The 21,112-nt window shown below is 44.1% G+C and carries 22 protein-coding genes and 1 tRNA gene; 3 read left to right on the top strand and 20 right to left on the bottom strand.

What is annotated here, in order from left to right:
• Positions 1–105: 105 nt before the first annotated feature.
• The 9 genes from R8695_RS04640 to R8695_RS04600 form a co-directional block, all read right to left on the bottom strand.
• The gene (locus R8695_RS04640) at positions 106–2,133 is read right to left on the bottom strand and encodes an aminopeptidase (RefSeq protein WP_154780894.1); all 2,028 of its coding nucleotides are present in this window, start codon (positions 2,131–2,133) and stop codon (positions 106–108) included.
• Between the two features lie 40 nt (positions 2,134–2,173).
• Positions 2,174–2,494 (bottom strand): DUF6142 family protein, encoded by a 321-nt coding sequence (locus tag R8695_RS04635; protein ID WP_118510681.1) that lies wholly within the window; start codon positions 2,492–2,494, stop codon positions 2,174–2,176.
• On the bottom strand, positions 2,478–2,951 hold the full coding sequence (locus R8695_RS04630; protein WP_118510683.1) for a VanZ family protein: 474 nt from the start codon (positions 2,949–2,951) through the stop codon (positions 2,478–2,480). Before R8695_RS04630 ends, R8695_RS04635 begins: the two co-directional genes overlap by 17 nt.
• Before the next feature lie 9 nt (positions 2,952–2,960).
• A complete protein-coding gene (locus tag R8695_RS04625) occupies positions 2,961–3,113 on the bottom strand; it encodes a hypothetical protein (protein ID WP_167515493.1) in 153 nt (50 codons plus the stop codon).
• 20 nt (positions 3,114–3,133) lie between these two features.
• Positions 3,134–3,814, bottom strand: coding sequence for an orotate phosphoribosyltransferase (gene pyrE / locus R8695_RS04620; RefSeq protein WP_118510685.1), 681 nt, complete (start codon positions 3,812–3,814; stop codon positions 3,134–3,136).
• A gap of 54 nt (positions 3,815–3,868) precedes the next feature.
• On the bottom strand, positions 3,869–4,771 hold the full coding sequence (locus R8695_RS04615; RefSeq protein WP_118510687.1) for a dihydroorotate dehydrogenase: 903 nt from the start codon (positions 4,769–4,771) through the stop codon (positions 3,869–3,871).
• Positions 4,771–5,559 (bottom strand): dihydroorotate dehydrogenase electron transfer subunit, encoded by a 789-nt coding sequence (locus tag R8695_RS04610; RefSeq protein WP_154780851.1) that lies wholly within the window; start codon positions 5,557–5,559, stop codon positions 4,771–4,773. The genes R8695_RS04615 and R8695_RS04610 overlap by 1 nt, the downstream gene beginning before the upstream one ends.
• Before the next feature lie 10 nt (positions 5,560–5,569).
• Positions 5,570–6,496, bottom strand: coding sequence for an orotidine-5'-phosphate decarboxylase (gene pyrF, locus R8695_RS04605; RefSeq protein WP_118510691.1), 927 nt, complete (start codon positions 6,494–6,496; stop codon positions 5,570–5,572).
• Between the two features lie 91 nt (positions 6,497–6,587).
• Positions 6,588–7,874, bottom strand: a complete 1,287-nt coding sequence (locus R8695_RS04600) for a dihydroorotase (RefSeq protein WP_154780852.1) — start codon at positions 7,872–7,874, stop codon at positions 6,588–6,590.
• 289 nt (positions 7,875–8,163) lie between these two features.
• Between R8695_RS04600 and R8695_RS04595 the strand changes: the two genes are divergently transcribed.
• Positions 8,164–8,364: a cold-shock protein gene (locus R8695_RS04595; RefSeq protein WP_008705499.1), complete on the top strand. Its 201-nt coding sequence runs from the start codon at positions 8,164–8,166 to the stop codon at positions 8,362–8,364.
• A gap of 109 nt (positions 8,365–8,473) precedes the next feature.
• Here the strand turns inward: R8695_RS04595 and R8695_RS04590 are convergent, their stop codons facing one another.
• Entirely contained in the window at positions 8,474–8,914 is a 441-nt protein-coding gene (locus R8695_RS04590) for a hypothetical protein (protein WP_154780853.1), read from the bottom strand.
• 75 nt (positions 8,915–8,989) lie between these two features.
• On the bottom strand, positions 8,990–9,829 hold the full coding sequence (locus tag R8695_RS04585) for a DegV family protein (RefSeq protein WP_154780854.1): 840 nt from the start codon (positions 9,827–9,829) through the stop codon (positions 8,990–8,992).
• A 200-nt stretch (positions 9,830–10,029) separates the two neighbouring features.
• On the opposite strand from R8695_RS04585, the gene R8695_RS04580 reads away from it, so the two are divergent.
• Positions 10,030–10,530 (top strand): DUF5721 family protein, encoded by a 501-nt coding sequence (locus tag R8695_RS04580; RefSeq protein ID WP_118510699.1) that lies wholly within the window; start codon positions 10,030–10,032, stop codon positions 10,528–10,530.
• A gap of 36 nt (positions 10,531–10,566) precedes the next feature.
• On the opposite strand, the gene R8695_RS04575 is transcribed toward R8695_RS04580, so the two are convergent.
• The 7 genes from R8695_RS04575 to R8695_RS04545 form a co-directional block, all read right to left on the bottom strand.
• Positions 10,567–10,908, bottom strand: a complete 342-nt coding sequence (locus R8695_RS04575) for a sporulation initiation factor Spo0A C-terminal domain-containing protein (RefSeq protein ID WP_118510700.1) — start codon at positions 10,906–10,908, stop codon at positions 10,567–10,569.
• Positions 10,909–11,170: 262 nt separating this feature from the next.
• Positions 11,171–13,237 (bottom strand): molecular chaperone HtpG, encoded by a 2,067-nt coding sequence (gene htpG / locus R8695_RS04570; protein ID WP_154780855.1) that lies wholly within the window; start codon positions 13,235–13,237, stop codon positions 11,171–11,173.
• A gap of 155 nt (positions 13,238–13,392) precedes the next feature.
• A complete protein-coding gene (locus R8695_RS04565; RefSeq protein ID WP_243139582.1) occupies positions 13,393–16,098 on the bottom strand; it encodes a hypothetical protein in 2,706 nt (901 codons plus the stop codon).
• 98 nt (positions 16,099–16,196) lie between these two features.
• Entirely contained in the window at positions 16,197–16,454 is a 258-nt protein-coding gene (locus R8695_RS04560; protein WP_118510704.1) for a glyoxalase, read from the bottom strand.
• Positions 16,455–17,258: an HAD family hydrolase gene (locus tag R8695_RS04555; protein WP_118510706.1), complete on the bottom strand. Its 804-nt coding sequence runs from the start codon at positions 17,256–17,258 to the stop codon at positions 16,455–16,457. It lies immediately after the preceding gene.
• Complete coding sequence (locus R8695_RS04550) at positions 17,251–17,916, bottom strand: HAD family hydrolase (RefSeq protein ID WP_154780856.1); 666 nt, start codon at positions 17,914–17,916, stop codon at positions 17,251–17,253. Before R8695_RS04550 ends, R8695_RS04555 begins: the two co-directional genes overlap by 8 nt.
• Positions 17,917–17,922: 6 nt before the next feature.
• Entirely contained in the window at positions 17,923–18,516 is a 594-nt protein-coding gene (locus R8695_RS04545) for a Maf family protein (RefSeq protein WP_154780857.1), read from the bottom strand.
• A gap of 173 nt (positions 18,517–18,689) precedes the next feature.
• Between R8695_RS04545 and R8695_RS04540 the strand changes: the two genes are divergently transcribed.
• Positions 18,690–19,097 carry a hypothetical protein gene (locus tag R8695_RS04540; protein ID WP_154780858.1) on the top strand — a complete coding sequence of 136 codons (408 nt, stop codon included), beginning with the start codon at positions 18,690–18,692 and terminating at the stop codon, positions 19,095–19,097.
• A 135-nt stretch (positions 19,098–19,232) separates the two neighbouring features.
• Here the strand turns inward: R8695_RS04540 and R8695_RS04535 are convergent, their stop codons facing one another.
• Positions 19,233–20,900 carry a glutamine--tRNA ligase/YqeY domain fusion protein gene (locus R8695_RS04535; RefSeq protein WP_154780859.1) on the bottom strand — a complete coding sequence of 556 codons (1,668 nt, stop codon included), beginning with the start codon at positions 20,898–20,900 and terminating at the stop codon, positions 19,233–19,235.
• An 83-nt stretch (positions 20,901–20,983) separates the two neighbouring features.
• A tRNA-Thr gene (locus tag R8695_RS04530) sits at positions 20,984–21,055 on the bottom strand.
• Positions 21,056–21,112 lie beyond the last annotated feature (57 nt).

The following is a 21,112-nucleotide window of genomic DNA, read 5'->3' as shown; positions in this document are numbered from 1 at the left end:
GGATATAAACCCTCTCTAACCGTAAATTCTACTAAGATTCCCTTTTTCTGTCAACAATATTAGCGCAAAGAAATATTTTGACAAACTAATAATTTTTTTGACCTGTTACTGTTCCTCAAAAGGCTCGTTCAGTCCTTCCGTTCCCGGCAGAACGAATCTTCCGTCTTCAATAATGGAAGTCATCTCTCCCTCATCATCTACTGTACGGATGCTTCCCAGTTCATCATACGGGATCGTAATGTCTGTATGGCATCCGAAATATGCCAGACCCGGATCATCCTTTCTCATCTCTGAGATCTCATTGTCCCTGGCAATGATCTCCTTGCCATCCGGATTAAATACCGGAGTATCTTCTGCCCAGCTGTAGCAGGTATCACCTACTGCGAAATGCGGTCCCATTTTCTCCGCGATCAGAATTGGCAGTTTGTCAGCAATCTGATACTTCTGTGCTGCTACGTACGCAGTAGTATTGGTACCGATGGCAAATTCTCCCATGGCGATCTTCGGATGATGATACAGAATATTATCTTCGATATACTTGCGGTTTTCCTCTTCTGATTCGAAATTGCTGCATGTATAATCGATCACCTGTCCGCAGTCAAATACCAGTTTCAGATCACGGAACTGAAGTCCGTTCAGATATACCTGTGACACATGAAGGGTTCCGCCTGTTCCGGCCAGTACAGGAGAAGTAAACACTTCACCAACCGGAATGTTCACATCTGCCACACAGTTCTCGAAGTTTGTCTGCTTCTTCGGATCTGTGAGAGTATGGAGATGGATCAGCATATCTGTTTCATTGTCACCTTTTCCCTTGACTTCCACCCATTCGCAGGTATCCAGAGTGTCGATGATCGTCTGCTGGATCGTCTGGTACTTCTTATAGTCCAGTGTATTGATCTTGACAATCTCACGGAAGATCTCCGGGAATTTAACGCCAATGGCAGGAACCGGATATGCAATAATGGTAAAGCTTCTCTCGTCCCCTTTAATATAGCGGTTTGTGATCTGGCTGGATTCATTATCCAGTTCCAGCTGAAGTTTCTGCTGTGCTTCTGTAAAATTCCAGCTCTCCGGCTTGCTCACCGGTGAAAAAGGAGTCTCACCAAATGTCTCGATCACCGCCGGACCGCCGTGAACAGCTGCCAGTTCCTCATATTCATCATAGGAAGTCTGCATTGCCCGTAACTTGCGCTTCACGAAGTCAGAATCCATAAAGAGTGCACTGTCCTGTCTGTGGTCATAATCAAACTGCGGATTGGCAATACCGCCTGTAAATCCGCTTCTGAACTGGTTTCTTCTGTTGACTGCATGAAGTGAATGGCGGTAGATCACAGTCTCCAGCCCCATTTCCTTAAACTGCAGGATCGCAGCCTTCACCATTCTCTCAAATCCCAGATGATAGCGGATATTTACCGTTTTCTTCTTCGTGATATCTTTTCTTCCTGTAATGAAACCGATCCTGTACCCCTCTGTATATGTGCGTGCCATCTCATCAATCTCATTCTGGGAAAGAGAATTCAGGAATTCTGCGGTCTGCAGCTGGTCGTCCGAAATAAATTCCCCGAATCTGTACAGATATCTCACATCCTGCAGATCAGAATCCATAATGATATTTACTGCGAAATTATCCTTCGCATCAATAGCCTCCCGGATCCTTTCTTCCACCATATCCTGACAATAGTCATTCACATAGGACACCAGGATCTCTCTCACCTGTTTTTCCGAAGGAATCTCTTCTTGGGAAAATGCTGAATAGATTTCCAGAAACAGTTCAAATCCTACCGTAAGATCCCAGATCTTTTTCTCAAATGCATAGGCGATCGTGCCATGAAGTTCTGTATAAAGGAAGGTAAAATCCCTTCCGTATTCTCCCAGCATTTTCTGTGCATAGGCAGGATTTCCATAAGAATTTTCGTAATTCTCAGGAAGAACATCCTCATAAAGTTCATGATTGAGTTTCTGGTGTTCCCCCAGAGACCACGCTTCTCTTTCCTGCTCATGATCCATTACAGCAGCCACTTTTTTCAGAAAAGCAGCTTCTTTTATAAAAAAGTCACGATAAGGCTCTGCCACTGTTTTCTCTTCCAGGATCTCTCCGATCCTCTCTCTGGCAAGCTCATACCGCTCCATAACCCATTCGTCCAAATTTTTATCTCCTTTTATTTACGGCTTATCCGGCCATTCCCATCAGGAAAATGCCCAGCCAGCCAATCATGATCATTCCATTTGCAATGGAACCTACCATACTTGTCCTGTGGTTTCGGTTTTCCTCAGAAAAACTCAGAAGTCCCATAATAAATCCGTAAACCGACAGCAGCATTGCGAAAAGGCTGATCCCGCCTATCATATATCCTAAGCTTCCCTGCAGCCAGAATGCCAGAAGGACAGCTATCACAAACAGTACAAATGAAACTGCAGCAAGTACTGTGGACAGTTTGCCCTTCTGTGCTTCTTTCTTTTTCGCAAAGGCATACCTATATCTCTTTGCCATATTTCTTTCTCCTCAGGTGATCACAGATAAAAAAGAGCAGATAGCCCAGCGCTGCCCCGGCTGTATTCATGATCATATCATCCACATCAAAGCAGCCTACCTTCGCGATCAGCTGGATCACCTCCACTGTAAAGCTGAGAGCAAATCCAGATAAAATGATCAACAATCCGTTCCGCATCCGTTTCACGATCATCGGCAGCATAAACCCGAAAGGCAGAAATCCTGCCACATTTCCAAACAGATTGGTAAATACCGCCCAGAATCCAAGCTGTCTTCTGTATACCCAGAATCTTCGTATTTCCACAAACGGCGTCAGATTGTATCTGTACTGCCGTTCTTCCATGGCAACTCTTCCGTATTCCTCAGAGAAAAACAGGAAATAGATCAGTGCCAGAACATACAGGATAAACAGAACTGTTCCAAGTCCCCGGATGATACGTTTTGTTTCTTTTTTCAATGTTTTCCCCTATATTAATATTTCTGATTTCTTTTTCAGCAGTCTTGCACCGTTCACGATCATCAGGATTCCGGTGACAATGCCTGTAGTAAGGACAATGATTCCTACTGCCAGACTGCAGGCACCGGTGGAAGACATGGTCTTATAAATCTTTTCGTTCACAGTCATTTCTCCTTTTGGGATTATTTTGCTCCGTACTGTTCATAATATGCATCAATGGCTGCTTTCAGGCTGTCATCGATGACTACTTTTCCATTGTATTCTTTATTGTAAAGATGTTCGATCACTTCTTTCATCGTAACAATGGCATTGGTCTCAAATCCATAGAGATCATGGACTTCATCCAGTGCGCATTTCACACCGCCCTTGCCCACTTCCATACGGTCCAGGGATACCATCAGACCTACGATTTCCACATTGGCAGCCCCTCTTACCTTCGGCACGGTTTCTTCCATGGATTTACCGGATGTTGTTACATCCTCGATCATAACTACACGGTCTCCATCTTTTAATTTGCTGCCAAGGAAGCTTCCCTTGTCTGCACCGTGGTCCTTCTCTTCCTTACGGTCAGAGCAGTAACGGATTTCTTTGCCGTACAGTTCACTGAATGCAATGGCAGTAACCACGCTTAACGGAATTCCTTTATAGGCAGGTCCGAAAAGTACATCAAAGTCATCTCCGTATTTGTCATGGATCGCATGTGCATAATATTCACCCAGTTTCTTGAGCTGGGAACCTGTTACATAGCCGCCTGCGTTCATAAAGAACGGGGATTTTCTGCCGCTTTTCAGGGTAAATTCACCGAACTTCAGCACCTGGCTGTCTACCATAAATTCAATAAAATCTTTTTTATACTGTTCCATCTTCTGCTATTCCTCCTACTGTTTGTTGGGGTGTATCCTCCATTAACTGTATCTTTATTTCACGATTCCAACCATATCTTTCACTGATTCGAATCCGTTCTTCTTCATATAAGCTTCGATTCCGTCGATCACTTCCATAGTTACTGCCGGATTATGGAAGTTCGCAGTTCCCACAGACACTGCACTGGCTCCTGCAAGGAGGAACTCTATGGCATCTTCTGCACAGGAAATTCCACCCATGCCTATGATCGGGATCTTCACTGCCTGTGCTACCTGGTAAACCATACGTACAGCAATAGGTTTTACGATCGGTCCGGATACTCCACCGGTCTTATTGGCCAGTGCAAAAGTTTTCCGGTTGATATCGATCTTCATGCCTGTCAGAGTATTGATCAGCGAAACTGCATCTGCTCCGCCGGCTTCTGCTCCTTTGGCGATCTCTGTAATGTCTGTTACATTCGGGGTCAGTTTCATGATCACCGGCTGCTTCGCGATCTTTTTGATCTGTGCGGTAAGCTCCTCCACATGATGTGCATCCTGACCAAATGCAAGAAAACCAGCATTGACATTCGGGCAGGAAATATTGATCTCCAGCATATCTACCGGCTCGTCTGCCAGTCTCTCCACTACTGCCAGATATTCTTCCGGTGCATGACCGCATACATTTACGATGATCTTCGTATCATAGTTTCTCAGATTCGGAATATCTCTTTTGCAGAAAAGATCGATTCCCGGATTCTGAAGACCGATGGCATTCATCATTCCCCCGTAAACTTCTGCAACTCGCGGAGTCGGATTTCCTGCCCAGGGAACATTGGCCACGCCTTTGGTGGTAACTGCTCCTAATTTATTTAGATCCACATACTGTGAAAATTCTTCTCCTGACCCGAATGTACCGGAAGCCACAGTCACCGGATTTTTCCACTCTACGCCGGCTATATTTACACTCATATTCATCAGATTTCCACCTCCGTAGAAAGAAATACAGGACCGTCTTTACAGATTCTCTTATTATTTACATTGCTGTGTGCATCTTTCTCTCTGGACTTGCAGACACAGGCAAGGCAGGCACCAATCCCGCACGCCATCCGCTCTTCCAGGGAGATGTAACACTCAATGCCATTTGCTTCTGCATAATTTTTGATGGCACGGAGCATTGGGGTAGGACCACAGGCAAAGATCATATCCGCTTTCAAGTCATTTTCTCTGATCGCGTCCATGACATTTCCCTTCGTACCCACGCTGCCATCCTCTGTGGAAATATACAGCGTGCCTGCTGCTTCGAATTCTTCCTTCAGGAAAGTATGGCAGTCACGGTAACCTGCAAGGATCTGTTTTTTCTCACATTTCATCGCTTTGGCAAGTTCCAGGATGGGAGGAACTCCGATTCCTCCCCCCATAAGGAATACACTCTTTCCTTCTGCCTTTTCTAACGGAAATCCATTTCCCAGCGGTCCGATGGCCGAAACTGTATCTCCTGTTTTTAATCTGGAAAATTCTGCAGTTCCGGTACCTGCACCTGTTACTCTGTATACCAGATGGATCCTGCCCTTCTCTTTATCGATCTCACACAGGCTGATGGGTCTGGGCAGAAGCTTGGACGGATCATTCGTGTATAAAGACACAAACTGTCCCGGCTTGGCTTCTGCTGCGATTTTTTCTGTCTGCAGCCACATGCTGTAAATATCTGTGCCTATGGATTCCTGACTGACCACTGTACAAATTTCTTTTTTCTTTTCGCTCATTGTTGTCCTCCTAGCGGTTATTTAATGCACCGCTGATATCTTCAATCATATCTTTTACAGCCTGACGGGATGCATCTGCATAATTTAACTCTCCGAAAGATGTATATTTCTCCTGCTTGTATGCGGCGATGATTCCACGGGAAGAGTTTACAATGGCACCCAGTCCGTCTTCATTAAAGAAATGTACCAGATCTGCGCCTTTTCCGCCCTGTGCTCCATAGCCAGGAACCAGAATAAATGTTTTCGGCATGATCTTACGGAGAACCTTGCCCATTTCCGGATAGGTAGCGCCTACTACTGCACCTACATAGCTGTATCCATTGCCCATATGTTCTTCGCCCCACTGTGCAACTTTCTCACCAACCCACTCATAGAGAGGACGTCCGTCAATGATCCTGTCCTGGAATTCGCCGCTGGAAGGATTGGAGGTCTTTACCAGAACAAAAATACCTTTATTTTCTTCCTTGCATACATCTATGAATGGTTTCACACCGTCAGAACCCAAATATGGGTTTACGGTTGCAAAATCCTCATCAAAGCCGGCATATTTTTTGCTTCCTACCTGGACTTTTCCAAGGTGGCCTACTGCATAGGCTGCTGATGTGGAACCGATATCGCCTCGTTTGATGTCTCCGATTACAACCAGATCTTTTTCTTTACAGTAGTCTACTGTTTTTTTATATGCCATAAGTCCCGGAATTCCGAACTGCTCATACATGGCGATCTGTGGTTTCACTGCCGGAACCAGATCACTGACAGCATCTACGATTCCTTTATTATACTGCCAGATCGCTTCCGCAGCACCTTCCAGTGTTTCACCCAGTTCCAAGAAAGCTTTCTTCTGGATATGCTCCGGAATATAATTCATCATCGGATCAAGGCCTACCACGATAGGTGCGTTTGTTTTTTGTATTTTTTCAATCAGTTTGTTAATCATGAATTTTTCCTCCTGCTATATGTTCTGTATAATTATAAAAAGTATTGTTCACTCCGTGTGCAGTCACTATATAGATTCTGATGTTTTTGTTTCAGACTTCCTGATACACGATTTTTCCATCACAGATCGTATAAAGAATTTTTCCCTTTACTTTCCATCCGTCAAATGGAGTGTTTCGTCCTTTGGACGCAAATTTCGTCTTATCTATTTTGTACTCTGTATCAATATCTGCGATCACCACATCTGCCGGATGACCTTCCTGAAGAGTTCCTCTGTCGCTCTTTAAGATCTGTGCCGGATTCCAGCTCATTTTTTCCACCAGCTGTGTCAGTGTCAGGATCCCTGTTTCCACCAGTGCTGTATAAGTCAGCGCAAAACTTGTCTCGATTCCCACAATACCGAAAGCAGCGTCACGGATGGAGCCTGTTTTATCAGCTGCTGCGTGAGGTGCATGATCTGTGCTGATCACCTGGAAAGAACCGTCCTTCAGACCTGCGATCAGGGCATCCACATCTTTCTGTGTACGAAGCGGCGGGTTCATTTTATAGTTCGGATCATCTGTCTGGATGGCATCAGATGTAAGAACAAAGTGATGTGGGCATACCTCTGCAGTGATATTGTCCAGCCCTTCTTCCTTCACGATCTCCATCATTTTCGCCACTCCTTCTGTGGAACAGTGACACAGATGAAGTCTGGCTCCTGTTTCTCTTGCCAGAAGGATATCCCTGGCAGCAATCACATCTTCCACTGCATTGCAGATTCCGGGAAGTCCCAGATGTTTCGCATTCTCATCATCGTTCATGCATCCGGCCCCTCTCAGGTCAATATCCTCACAGTGGGCGAAGATCGGCACATCCAGATCTCTGGCAACTTCCATTGCCTTTTTACACAGTGCTGTGTTCATCACGGATTTACCATCTTCTGATAATGCCGGAATGCCTACTTTTACCATTCCTTCTATATCAGAAAGCTGTTCGCCCCTTTCTCCCTGTGTAATGGCGCCTGCCTGGAGTACGTGGATTCCGGATACCTGTGCCGCTTTATTGTGCACATAATTTACCCTGTCCGGATTATCAATGACCGGCGTAGTGTTGGGCATGGCAACAACTGTTGTCACTCCACCTCTGGCAGCTGCCCTGGAACCGGTCTCAATATCTTCTTTCTGTGTCTGTCCCGGATCTCTGAAATGAACATGCAGATCGATCAATCCCGGCATAACCAGACGTCCCTCTGCATTTATTACTCTGTCACTTTTATCCCTGGTCTTCAGTTTCTCACCAATCTCTGTGATCACACCTTCTTCCAGATAAATATCTCCTGTCTTATCAGTACCGGTTGCCGCATCTACAATACGGCCGCCCCGAATCAGAATACCCATGTGCTTAGCTCCCTTCATTGGTTCATACCATAATATACCTAACATACATAATACACGAAACAGCCTTTTTTATAAAGCCCTTTTTTTAGATATTTAGTACGAAAGCACAGTGGCTATTTTGTGCTTGACAATTCAAAATATGAGAGATATAATCAACCTATATCTGGATTATTTAATGTATAGTCACTGGTTTTTAGAGATTATATAACATCATATAATCTGTAAAATCTGGTGATTTTTTATTGCCAGAAAGCTTTTCAACTTTTTTATTTTTTATGGAGGTAACAACATGAACAAGGGAACTGTAAAATGGTTCAATGCAGAAAAAGGTTACGGATTTATCACTGGTGAAGACGGTGCAGACGTATTTGTACATTTCTCCGCTATCAATGGTGAAGGATTCAAATCCCTTGAAGAAGGCCAGGCTGTAACATACGACTTAACAGAAGGCGCACGTGGCATGCAGGCTGCAAACGTTACAAAATTATAATTCATAATTTACTGTAACAGAAAGAGGATTGAATCCCGCACTTTTTGTACGGGTTAAACCTCAAAAACCCCCGGCTCTTCATCCGGGGGTTTTCTTTTTATCCTGTTTATTATTCAGCGTCTGTTTCAGCTGTGTCTTCTGTAGAGGATGTATCATCTGCGGAAGCTGTCTCATCTGTAGTATCTGCATCTTCTGAAGCATCTGTAGAAGAGGTATCTTCTGCTGTGCTGTCTGTTACGTCTTCTGCATCTTCAGTGCTGTCTGTCTCATCTGCCTCAGTACTGTCAGAATCTTCAGTATCTGTAGAATCAGTGGTAAGACTGGACATATAGTTATCCAGTGCACTGGTATCCATAACTGTATTCTGTACAACATCCTCCTTGGTTCCTGTTACTTTTACGTATGCAGAATAACCAATCCAAGCAATGATCACAACACAGATAAATGCCCATGCAAACATCTCCAGGGTGAAGAGCACTTTCTCTTTTTTATCTGCTTTTCCGCGATGGAGCTTCTTTGACTTATACGCATCGACTTTCTTCTGGCTCATGGTGTGTCTCCTTTGCATAACTTATTTCATAATTCCTTATTATAGCACATGCTGTTATAAAAAGAAACAACAAAGTTATACTGCTACGATCACCCCACCGTCGTTGGCATACATAGAGCTGACTCCTGCTGTATCCAGAACAATGATTCTTCCTGTTTTCATTCTCTCCTGGAACGCTTCTTTCAGAACCTGCGCTCTGGCAGGACAGTTACAATGGCTGATAGCCAGGACTTTTTCTTCACTGTCCGGTGTTTTCTCGATGATCTGTTCCACCATTTTGATCATTGCGCGGTTCATGCCTCTTGCCTGATCCAGCTGGCAGATGTTTCCCTCATCTGTGGAACCCATAACCGGTTTGATCTTCAGGGCACTTGCCACCAGAGCTTTTACCTTGCTCAGACGGCCATTCTTTCTTAAAGTATCAAGATTTTCCAGAACAAAAAATGTATGCTGGCCTTTGATATAATGTTCTACTGTTGCGACCACCTCCTCAAAGCTCATTCCTGCTTCTTCACATTCCTGTATCTTCATAGCAATCAGTGTCTGACCCACAGATGCCGAACAGGAATTAAACACATGGATCTTTTTCTCCGGGTGATCTTCCAGAAGAAGATTTCTTCCCAGAAGTGCACTGTTATAAGAACCGCTGAGTTCAGAAGAAAGTGTTACCGCATAAATATGCTCTGCCTCACAGTCATAAGCTTTCATATATCTCTCAGGGGAAGGGCAGGCAGATTTCGGACACTCCGGACAATCTGCTACTTTCTTGAGAAATTCCTTCTGATTAAAAGTTTCGTCATCTATGATCTGTTCAGCTCCCACCATCAGGGTAAGTGGAACTGTTTCAAAGCGTTCATCATTCTTCCATTCGTCTAAAAGTTCTCCACAACTATCTATGGCAATCTTATATCTCAATTATATCGTCCTCTTTTCCATTATATGTAGTTTTGAATACCAGATATATATTATCATACTGCCAGAGGTTTGAAAAGACTTTTTCGCAAAAACACTGTTCTTTTTTTCAAAAGTGATTTATAATCAAAAAGACACTCCCCTATCCTGCCGGAAATAATAAAATTCCGACTGAATTTCAGGGGAGTTAAGAAAGGATTTCTATGATTGCATTATCCATTATCGACGTAAAAGATTTCATGAATAAGCTTCTGATCGGTGAAGTGTTCGACAGATTTTTCCTGGTGGAAGCCTCTGTCACCACTTTCAACACCTTTACCATTGACGGAAGGCTCCAGCAGGACTTTTTTGATACAGATACTGTTGCCATGCATAAAAGCAATTCGATCGAGTATTCTCTGTGGCGTGATGTGAAACCTTACTGTTTCTCTGTAATACGCGGCAGACGTACGCCTCTGAATTTCAGGATCGTACTTCAGCTTTCCCATAAACAGACACAGCAGATCCTGAATCCGTCATTTCCTGACGGATCCGTTCCTGACTGCAGATTCTGCCTGAACCTTCAATATAGAAATGATTCACTTTTATGTACTACCGGTGTGTCCTATACTTCTTTCTGTCTGGATAAGCGTCCGGAACATTTATGGGATGAAATAATCCGGAAATTTCTCTCAGGACAACACATCGCATTTCAGGTTCTGTAGCCTGATCTTCTGACACCTGTCATCTTCCTGCACAGTTTACTGCCGTGCTGTTTTCTCATGGGAACTGTATAAATAGTATGCAAGGATATCTATGAATTCACTGTTTGTCGGCTTGTCTTCCATAGTACATCCTGCAATTTCTTCCAAAGTTTCTCTGTGGCTCATCCAGCATAGATTGATCAAAGTACGGATATTATGCTCTACATTGGACGGAGTTGATTTGTATTTTCTGGCAAGGATCGGATAAATATCTTTTGTGATCTTCATCGGACGCTCCTGCAGTGCCTCTGCCATTTTTACTGCTTCCGCAACGTAGTAATAACCTTTGTACTTCGAAGTTGCCCCAAGCCTTCTTATTAAACTATAAATTTCACTCATACATTTTTCCTCCTAACTTTCTGTTGAACACTGTCTGTGTGTTCATGCTTCTCTTTTATACACACATAACCCGGCAGAATTGTCATTCGGAAATCATCGTCACTTTTCACATAAAATTTATAGAGTTGTATTGAAATATCAGCAATTTAATCATAAAAATATATACGACATTTGTCAATACAAAATGCAAAAAAGCAACAGTCCAGATTGTTCCTGGACTGTCGTTTTTTGATATTTTGTGTAAATTATTCAGTTATAAGATCTATTTTGTCAGCATAAGAAGTACTTCATTGCTTCTCTGCACGAAACGTGTCATCTCTTCCGGTGAAAGCTGTTTGTGGCTCATCATAGCCAGATCATACAGCTGTTCACAGATTACAGGTGCCTTGTCTGATTCTTTGTTTTCTGCCAGATATTTTACCAGCGGATGATTTGCATTCAGTATCAGTGTTTCCTGACCGCCGAACATGTTCGGATCCATTCCATACATGTTATACATCTTCATCATATCCTGCATACGGCGGCTCTCTTCAGAAAGAGTAACCATTGCAGAAATGCTTTCATTCTTCAGATTCTCTACATGAACCTCCAGTTTATCTTTCTTCAGGTTCTTGCGGAACAGCTCTGTCAGTTCTTTCACTGTTTCCTCATCAGTAGCTCCTTCGCCTTTCAGTTCTTCAGTCAGGTCTGCATCAATTCTCTTGAACTGGATATCCTGATGTTTCTGCTCCAGGCTGGAGATAAAGGCACTGTCAATATTATGCTTCAGGATCACTGCATCCTTACCTGCTTCCTTAAACATATTGATATACTGGCTCTGCTGAACTTCATCTGTCACGTAGAAGATAATAGTCTTTTCCGGTTCTTTTTCCTCTGCTTTATCCTTATTCTCTTCTGCTGCAGTGTCTTCTTTCTTTTCTTCAGTCTCAGCTTCTGCTGTCTCTTTCTTATTCTCCTCGATGCAGTCTTTCAGTGTGAGATATTTGCCGTCAAGGTTTTTGAAGAGTACATAATCTCCCATCTTCTCAGCAAACTTGGAGTCTTTGATACAGCCATATTTGATAAATGGGCTGATGTCATCCCAGTATTTCTCATAAGATTCTCGGTCTGTCTTGCACATTCCGGTAAGTTTGTCTGCTACTTTCTTGGAAATGTACTCGGAAATCTTCTGTACAAATCCGTCATTCTGCAGTGCACTTCTGGATACATTCAGAGGAAGATCCGGGCAGTCGATCACGCCCTTAAGCAGAAGCAGGAATTCAGGAATTACTTCTTTGATATTATCTGCGATAAATACCTGATTGTTGTACAGTTTGATCGTTCCTTCGATAGAATCATACTCTGTGTTGATCTTCGGGAAGTACAGGATACCTTTTAAGTTAAACGGATAATCCATGTTCAGATGAATCCAGAATAACGGCTCCTTGTAATCCATAAATACCTTGCGGTAGAACTCTTTGTATTCATCATCTGTGCATTCATTCGGATGTTTCATCCAGAGAGGATTGATGTCACTGATGGAAACCGGACGTTTGTTGATCTTTACTTTATCCCTGGCAGGGGAGACTTCAACTACTTCTTTCTCGCCGTTTTCGTTCTCTTTCTCTTCTGTCTTGGCATCCTCATGAATATGCTCAACAACGACATCGTCATCTCTTAATTCAGATTCATCGATCGTCTCATATTCCTGCGGTGCATTTGCCTTGGAAAGGTAAATATGAACTGGCATGAAGGAACAGTATTTCTCAAGGATCTCGCGCATACGGTATTCGTTGGCAAATTCCAGGCAGTCCTCATTCAGGAACAGTGTGATCTCTGTACCAACTGTATTCTTATTGCCTTCCTGTATATCATATTCTGTTCCACCGTCACAGGTCCAGTGTACAGGCTGTGCACCTTCTGTACAGGAAAGAGTGTCAATGTGTACTTCATCTGCTACCATAAATGCAGAATAGAAACCAAGTCCGAAATGACCGATGATCTGGTCATCTGTTGTCTTGTCTTTATATTTCTCCAGGAACTGGGTAGCACCGGAAAAAGCGATCTGAGTAATATATTTCTCTACTTCCTCAGCTGTCATACCAATACCATTATCAATGAATTTCAGAGTCTTCTCATCTGGGTTTACAATTACCTGGATCTCTGGTTTATAATTGTCCGGGAATGTATATTCCCCCATTACTTCCAGTTTCTTCAGTTTGGTAATGGCATCACATCCGTTGGATACCAGCTCTCTTACAAAGATATCGTGGTCTGAATACAGCCACTTCTTAATGATCGGGAAAATATTTTCGCTGTTGATTGATAAACTTCCATGTTTTACAGCCATTCTGTCCACACTCCTTAGTTCTTTTATTATCCTGCAGTTCCCTGAATAAGCGGGAACTGTATCTCTGAAAGATATACTAATACCATTTTGACCAAAAGTCAAGAAGAAATTAGCACTCATTAAAAATGAGTGCTAACAATGTTTTTTATTCGTTTTTATTTCTTTTTCTTTTTATAAACAACCACACCTGCAATGCATCCCGCTGCGATCACCAGAATGATCACGAATGGAGCAATATTGGTAGTATCACCTGTCTGCACTGCTTTTTTCTGGTTTGCACTGTTTGGCTGCGGAGTTGGGGTTGCTGTGATCTGCTGTCCCTGGGTGATGGTGAAGTTCACCTGTTTGGTATCCTGGGAACCTGTGTTTTCCCATTTACTTCCTGTGTATTTCTGCTGGTCAAACACAACTGTAAGAGTATAAGTTCCGGCCTTTGTAATACCAAATGCAGCTGTATATGGAGCCTGGCTCCAGCTATTGGTGTTCAGGACCTTCCAGTTATATGGAACATAACGTGTATCACCTTTGCCCGGATTTTCGTTATCCATTCCTGCGCCTACTGCCTCGAAGGTAATCTTGGACTGAGTGGTATAACCGTCACTGCTGATTCCCTTGATCTTATTGTCTGCAGGATCTGCAATCTTCGCAGTACGTCCTGCCTTTACAGTGACATTAACTGCTGTGATCAGATTGATCCCATCCGGATTCTCGACTCTGTCAGGGAGTGTGACAGTACCTTTTACCTTAAAGCTCTGGGCTGTTTTTACAGAAGGATCATAGGAACTTTCTTTCACATTCCACTGAACTTTCGCCTTCATATCTCCATTGGTAGTGTTGATCACTACGCTGGATGGAAGTCCAAGGGCTTTGGCTGTTTTCTCTGCTCCGTTCTTCACGTCAGTCACATCGGAAGGTGCCTGGATCCCTGTCAGTTTTACTGTTGCTGCTATAACTGTGAATTTCACATTTACAACTGCATCAACCCCCTGATTATTGGGAATTGCAACAGTTTCTGTATAAACACCTTCCCCCAGTCCATCTTCCGGACGTATCTTAAAGGAAGCACTCTCTCCAGGTGCCAGTTCTGTAGCAGAAAGTTTACCCGTTTTAAATGTCTGGCTCTCACTTTCCGGTTTGCTTAATGTAATAGTTGTATTTCCTTCATTGGTAACAGTAACTTTCTCAGCTGAAGGTGCTTTGCTGTAACCTGCCTCTGTCTCTCCGAAATCAATCTCATCAGGATCTACAGACAGTTCTGCCCTCTTTGCTTCATTTACTGTAATTTCTGCGTTTACCTCTGCTGTTACTTCCGGATCTTCCGCAATGGTAAATAAAATCGGATCACTGTAGGTTCCTGCTTCCAGTCCCATTATTGGCTGCACGCTATAAACTGCAGAAGTGTCATCCTCTTTCACAAGGGTAATGTCAAAATAATCTGACTGCGGTGCATCCAGTGTTACCTCACCTGTTTTCTGGATGGTAACAGTTTTCGCTTCTACCTGCTCATATCCCTCTTCCAGATTATCGAAACTCAGTGTGTCCGTATCTGTGCTGATGCTTCTCTCCAGCTCAGGTTCTTCATTGTCAGGATCATCTGCCGGATCCAGGTTACCTGTAGGCTCCGGATTCTCCTCTGACGGTGTCTCGGTCGGTTCCGGATCTTCTGTCGGATCTTCGGAAGGCTGCTGCTCTTCTACCACTGCCTTGGCCTGGAACGAAACTTCTGCGCCTTCTTCTGTCTCATAGGTGATGGTATCGTCATAAGAACCTGCCTCAAGAGTATCTCTCGGCTGGATCCATACACTGACAGATTCTCCTGCAGCCAGCGGTTCTTCAATATCAGCCACCATAAAATGTTCCGGGCTGATGGATTTGAAATTCAGGGTTCCTGTTCCTGTATTCTTAATATCCACAAACATCATCTGACTCTGTGTTTCATCAGACGGTGTGACTGTTCCGAAATCGCAGACTGGCTCTTCCCCTTCTTCGGTTCCGTCTATATATGCCTGAGCCTCATAAACCGGCTTATCTGTCTCATCCCCGGATGAATCACCAGAGGTATTATCTGCTGTACTGTCCGCAGTATTGTCTGTGGTATTATCTGTAGTCTTCTCTGTACCGTCAGGCTGAAGCTCTGATTCTGTATAGATATGCATTTCCTCGGAATCCTTATTCTCCGGATCCTGAGTTTCTGAATCCTGGCTCTCTTCTGTCTGTGGAACCTCTTCCAGGGTGCTATCATCAGTCTGCTGTACATCCTGATCTTCTCCATCAGTCTGCTGTGCATCCTCCGGATACTCTTCCTGATCCTGGGAATCCTGTGCTTCATCGCTGTTCTGGACATCTTCAGTTTCCTGTGCATCCTGGCTGTCAGCATCTGTTCCATCCTCTTCCAGAGTACCCTCTACCTCTTCTGTATCTTCAGAATCCTGTGCTGCCTGTTCTTCCTCTTCCTGCTTCTGAGCTGCTGCCTTGGCTTCTTCCTCTGTAGCAGCAGTCTCAGGAGTTTTCGCAGTCAAGGTGCCTGTAAGCTCCGAACCATCCAGTCCGGTGACTGTAAGTACCAGCTTATATCCCAGGTCATCCTGGGTCACTGTATAATTCTTCTCTGTCCCTACCTCGACAAGTTCTTTCTCCCCTGTCTGTCTGGACCATGAAAAAGTAACATCATCATCTGTTACTCCTTCCGGTGTTACTTTCGTATAATCTGCGCTCAGTGTAGTTCCAACTGCTGCCAGCCCTTTGATCTTCAGTTTGCCGCCCAGCTCTCCCGACGGAGCTGCCGCAAAGACCATGGAAGGGAGCATTGCAAATACCATAAACACAGTCATGACAATTGCCAGAAATCTCTTTCTCTCCATTTGTCATCCTCCTTTTCACATTATATAAAATATGTCCTCTGCCTGTGGCAATTATATCATTTCATATTTCGTTAATGTAATCTGCGTTTTTCGCTGTACTACCCTTCTACGATCAGGTACTTTCCATCCGGCAGGGCAAATACTTCACTGGCTTCTTCCAGTTCTTCATCAGACATTCCGTCTACATCTGCACCCATATCTTCCAGATATTCTCTTACTTCTCCCAGGGAATCCACCACTGCTGCCATGCAGTCTTCCAGGAAAGTTTCTGCCTCCTCATACGATGCTGCTACCGGCTGTGGAAACAGCTGCCCCTGATTCTCAAGAAATATGTTGATGCATTCTTCTGTATACATTTAAATTACCTCCTCAATTTTTCCCTCTGCCTGGATCAGTTTTCTCAGAACTCCTTCTACACGCACAGCTGTATAAGATGCTGCTGCTTTTACCCCATCCTTTGCATGCTCCATGGCAAAGCTGTATTTTACTGATTTTAACATTTCAATATCATTGTATTCATCCCCGAATACCATACATTCTTCCGGCAGGATTCCATAGCGCTTCTGATACTCCCGGATTCCTTTGGCTTTATTTGTCCCGAAAGGAATAAAATCGATCCAGTCATTTCCGGAAGTTACTACTGTACAGTACTGTGAAAATCTGCCCCTCCAGTATTTCACGGATTCATCTGTGATCCCTGCCGGTTCATAGACTGCCAGTTTCATAATAGGGTCTGTCATTTCATCCAGGCTCTTTACAAACCTGCAGTCATTTTTTACTTCATAAAGCATATGCTCCCGGAAACGTTCTGTCTTCGGCATCAGGTAGTGATAATCTTTGGCAGAGCAGGTAAATTCCGCGTCCTTTTTTCCAATGATCGCTTCGATGATCTCAGCTGCCACCTTCCGGTCAAAGGAATCCTGATACAAAACTTCTTCCTGGTCAACAGCAAGTGCCCCGTTTTCACTGATATATGCAATCTCGGAAGCAACCGGTGCAAACATCCGCTTCATATTGGGATACTGTCTTCCGCTGGCAGCTACAAAAAGGATTCCCATTTCCTTCAGTTTCCTGATCAGCGGAAAAATTTCTTCAGGAAGGGACTGTGCTTTATTCAACAGTAATGTTCCATCCAGATCACTGGCAATCATTTTAATCATTGCAGTATTCCTCGCTTATCATCACCAGATCTGTGGGATGCTCTGCCACCAGATCCGCACCATTTGCGTTCAGTTCCTCACGGTCGCGGAAGCCCCAGAGTGCTCCTACTGTAAACATTCCGGCTGCTTTTCCTGTCTTCATGTCTGTGCTTGTATCCCCTACATACATGCATTCTTCCGGTCTGACTCCAAATTTCCCTGCTATCATAAGCGGACCGTCCGGTGCCGGTTTTCTCCGGATCGCATCACTCTGTCCCAACACCATATCGAAGTCATCTCCGTAAAGCTGGGCGATCACTTTCACAGCTGCCGGATGTGGCTTGTTGGAACATACTGCCAGACGGATGCCGCGTTTTTTCAGTTCTTTTAATGTCTCCGGCATTCCCTCATAGGGAACTACTTTATACATGGGATCTGCCGCAAACATTTCCCTGTAAAGCCTGCGTCCCTCTTCATAATGAATCAGTTCTTTATCTCCTGCATCTTTCAGTGCCCGCTGCATCAGCATATCAGCACCTTCACCGCTGTAATATCTGAAATTATCTGTGGGCAGCGTTTTCAGTCCATATTTCTGCATGATCTCATTGGCTACGTACGCCATAGACTCCAGTGTATCCGCCAGAGTTCCATCCAGATCAAATATACATGCCTTGATCATCTTTCGTCATCCTCTCAAATTAATTCCTGATTTCTTCATTTCATGGAAAAGTCTTGCTACCGGCAGTCCTACTACATTATTGTAGTCTCCGCAGATGCCTTTTACATAAATGCCGAAAAGTCCCTGGATTCCGTAACTTCCTGCTTTATCCATCGGCTCTCCTGTTGCAATATAATCCTGTATCTCTTCTCTGGAAACAGGATAAAATGTCACATCCGTACTCTCAAAGAAAGTATGTTCCACCCATTTGCCGGCTTTTCTTTCCAGCACTGACACTCCGGTGTAAACCTGGTGGGTATTTCCCTGCAGTTTCTCCAGCGTTTCTGCGGCATCCCTGCGATCTTTCGGTTTTCCCAGGATCCGGTTTTCAAATACAACAATGGTATCTGAACCGATTACCAGAGTTCCTTCTTCGCATTCAGCCAGAGACTGTGCGACCCACTCTGCTTTATCACGTGCCAGCTGCTGTACAGCTTCCCCGGGGTTCTCGGAGGTTCGTTTTTCTTCACCTGCCGCCGGGATCACGGTAAAGGATATGCCTGCTTTCGCAAGCAATTCCTTCCGTCTCGGAGAGGCAGATGCCAAAATAATTTTACTCATAGATCTCTCCTTTTCTTTCCTGTCATAGTATACCCTGTATTCTGAGGGGGTGCAACCGCTTTTACCGAAAGTTTCCCCTTTTCTTTTAGACCAAAAAGTATTAAAATAGGGATAACCTATATCCGATCATATCAGCAGGAAATAGGATAAGATCAGAAAGGAGTCAATATCATATGGCAAAGATCAACAAATATTGGGGATTTGTAGCAATTGGTGCTCTGACTGCCGCTGCTGCAGGTGCTGTTGCCGCAGTAATCGCCAAAAGAAACTCCCGTAACGAGGAATTTGAATTCGAGGATGACTTTGATGAAGATTTCGATATTCCAGTAGAATCAGAAGAAGAAAGAGAAGAAGAAGAGGAAATTTCCGAGAATTTCCAGGCATGGGAAACAGTTTCCGCTCAGGAAGAAACTCAGGAAGAAGAATCTCCGGCAGAAGAAACAGATACAGCAGCCGACGAAGCTGGCCAGGCTTCTGATGAAGAAACTGTTGCTGAAGAAGCTGCTCCTGATGACGTTTCAGAAGAAAAATCTGAAACAGAAGAAGCAGTCCAGGAAGAATCTGCTTCAGAAGAGAAATAATATTTCACAGAAAATGCGCCGTACGATAAACATACGACGCATTTTTTATGTCAGGATCGCACTGCATCGGAGAGGAATTATGTCACTGAAGCCAGCCCACAGACTCAACATCCTGTGTGCTGGCTTCTTTCTTATTTATGCTTTCGGAAGTTTGAATGAACTCTTCAGAGATACGATACGGTTAAATACCGGAGCACCCTCTTTGGAGTCATGGATGTCTGCGCAGAAGAATCCTGTTCTTACGAACTGGAAGCTGTCGTAGCCTTTTGCTTCCATCAGTGCAGGCTCTACATATGCAGTCACTTTTGTCAGAGAGTTCGGGTTTACATTCAGAGAACCGTCTTCTTTGTTGTATACACCTTTCTCCTCGTCTACGATGTTCTCATAGAGACGTACTTCTGCTTTTCCTGCCTGGCTTGCTTCTACCCAGTGGATAGTTCCTTTTACTTTTCTGCCATCCGGTGCGTTGCCGCCCTTTGTTGCGGGGTCATAAGTACAGTGTACGACACGTACAGTTCCGTCTTCGTCAGCTTCATATCCTGTGCAGGTTACGAAATATGCGTTCATAAGACGTACTTCTGTGCCAGGGAACATTCTCTTATATTTCTTCGGCGGGTCTACCATGAAGTCTTCTCTCTCGATGTAGAGTTCTCTGCCAAATGGCATCTTGCGGGTGCCAAGTTCTTCGTTCTCCATGTTGTTCGGAGCTTCCAGGTATTCTACTTCGCCTTCCGGATAGTTATCAATTACAAGTTTGACCGGATCAAGAACTGCCATCAGACGCGGACGTTTCAGTTTCAGATCCTCACGGATGCAGTACTCAAGCATTGCATAGTCAACAGAGCTGTTTGCTTTGGATACACCGCAAAGTTCAACGAACATCTTGATAGATTCCGGTGTAAATCCACGACGGCGCAGTGCTGCGATAGAAACCAGACGTGGGTCATCCCATCCGTCTACGATTCCTTCTTCTACCAGTTTCTTGATATAACGTTTACCTGTAACAACATTTGTCAGGTACAGCTTTGCAAATTCGATCTGCTTCGGTGGCTGTGGATATTCCAGTTCCCTTACTACCCAGTCATACAACGGTCTGTGGTCTTCGAATTCCAGAGTACAGATGGAATGTGTGATTCCCTCGATCGCATCCTCGATGGGGTGAGCGAAGTCATACATTGGATAGATGCACCATTTGTCCCCTGTTCTGTGGTGTGTCATATGAGCAACACGATAGATAACCGGATCACGCATATTCATGTTCGGGGATGCCATATCAATCTTGGCGCGGAGTACTTTCTCTCCGTCTGCGTATTTGCCTGCTTTCATTTCTTCAAAAAGCTGAAGGTTCTCTTCTACGCTTCTGTTTCTGTACGGACTTTCTTTACCCGGCTCTGTCAGAGTTCCACGGTATTCACGGATCTGGTCTGCTGTCAGGTCACATACATAAGCTTTTCCCTTCTTGATCAACTTTACAGCTGCTTCATACATCTGGTTGAAATAATCAGATGCAAAGAAAAGTCTGTCTTCCCAGTCTGCCCCCAGCCATTTGATATCCGCTTTGATGGATTCTACAAACTCGCTCTTCTCTTTAGTCGGGTTTGTATCATCAAAACGCATGTTGAATTTTCCGTTATATTCCTGTGCAAGGCCATAGTTTAAAAGAATAGATTTCGCATGACCGATATGAAGATATCCATTCGGTTCCGGCGGGAAACGTGTATGCACGGTGTCATAAACACCCTCTGCTAAATCTTTATCAATGATATTCTCAATAAAATTCTTGGAAACTGTTTCGTTCTCCATCTTCTTCCCTCCTGTTGTCACTTTTTTACTGTTTCATGTACCTGTGATGCCTGGCTGAATACATAAATTTAGGTACAAAAAAAAGCTGATGACGGGAATTGAACCCGTGACCCCTTCCTTACCAAGGAAGTGCTCTACCTCTGAGCCACATCAGCATCGTGTCGGACTTGCCGTTCACAGTTGTTTATGTTACCAAAATATGCTCCGGTTGT

It is taken from the genome of Blautia luti (assembly GCF_033096465.1).
Taxonomy (GTDB): Bacteria; Bacillota; Clostridia; order Lachnospirales; family Lachnospiraceae; genus Blautia_A; species Blautia_A luti.
This window is presented reverse-complemented; position numbering and strand designations above follow the sequence as displayed.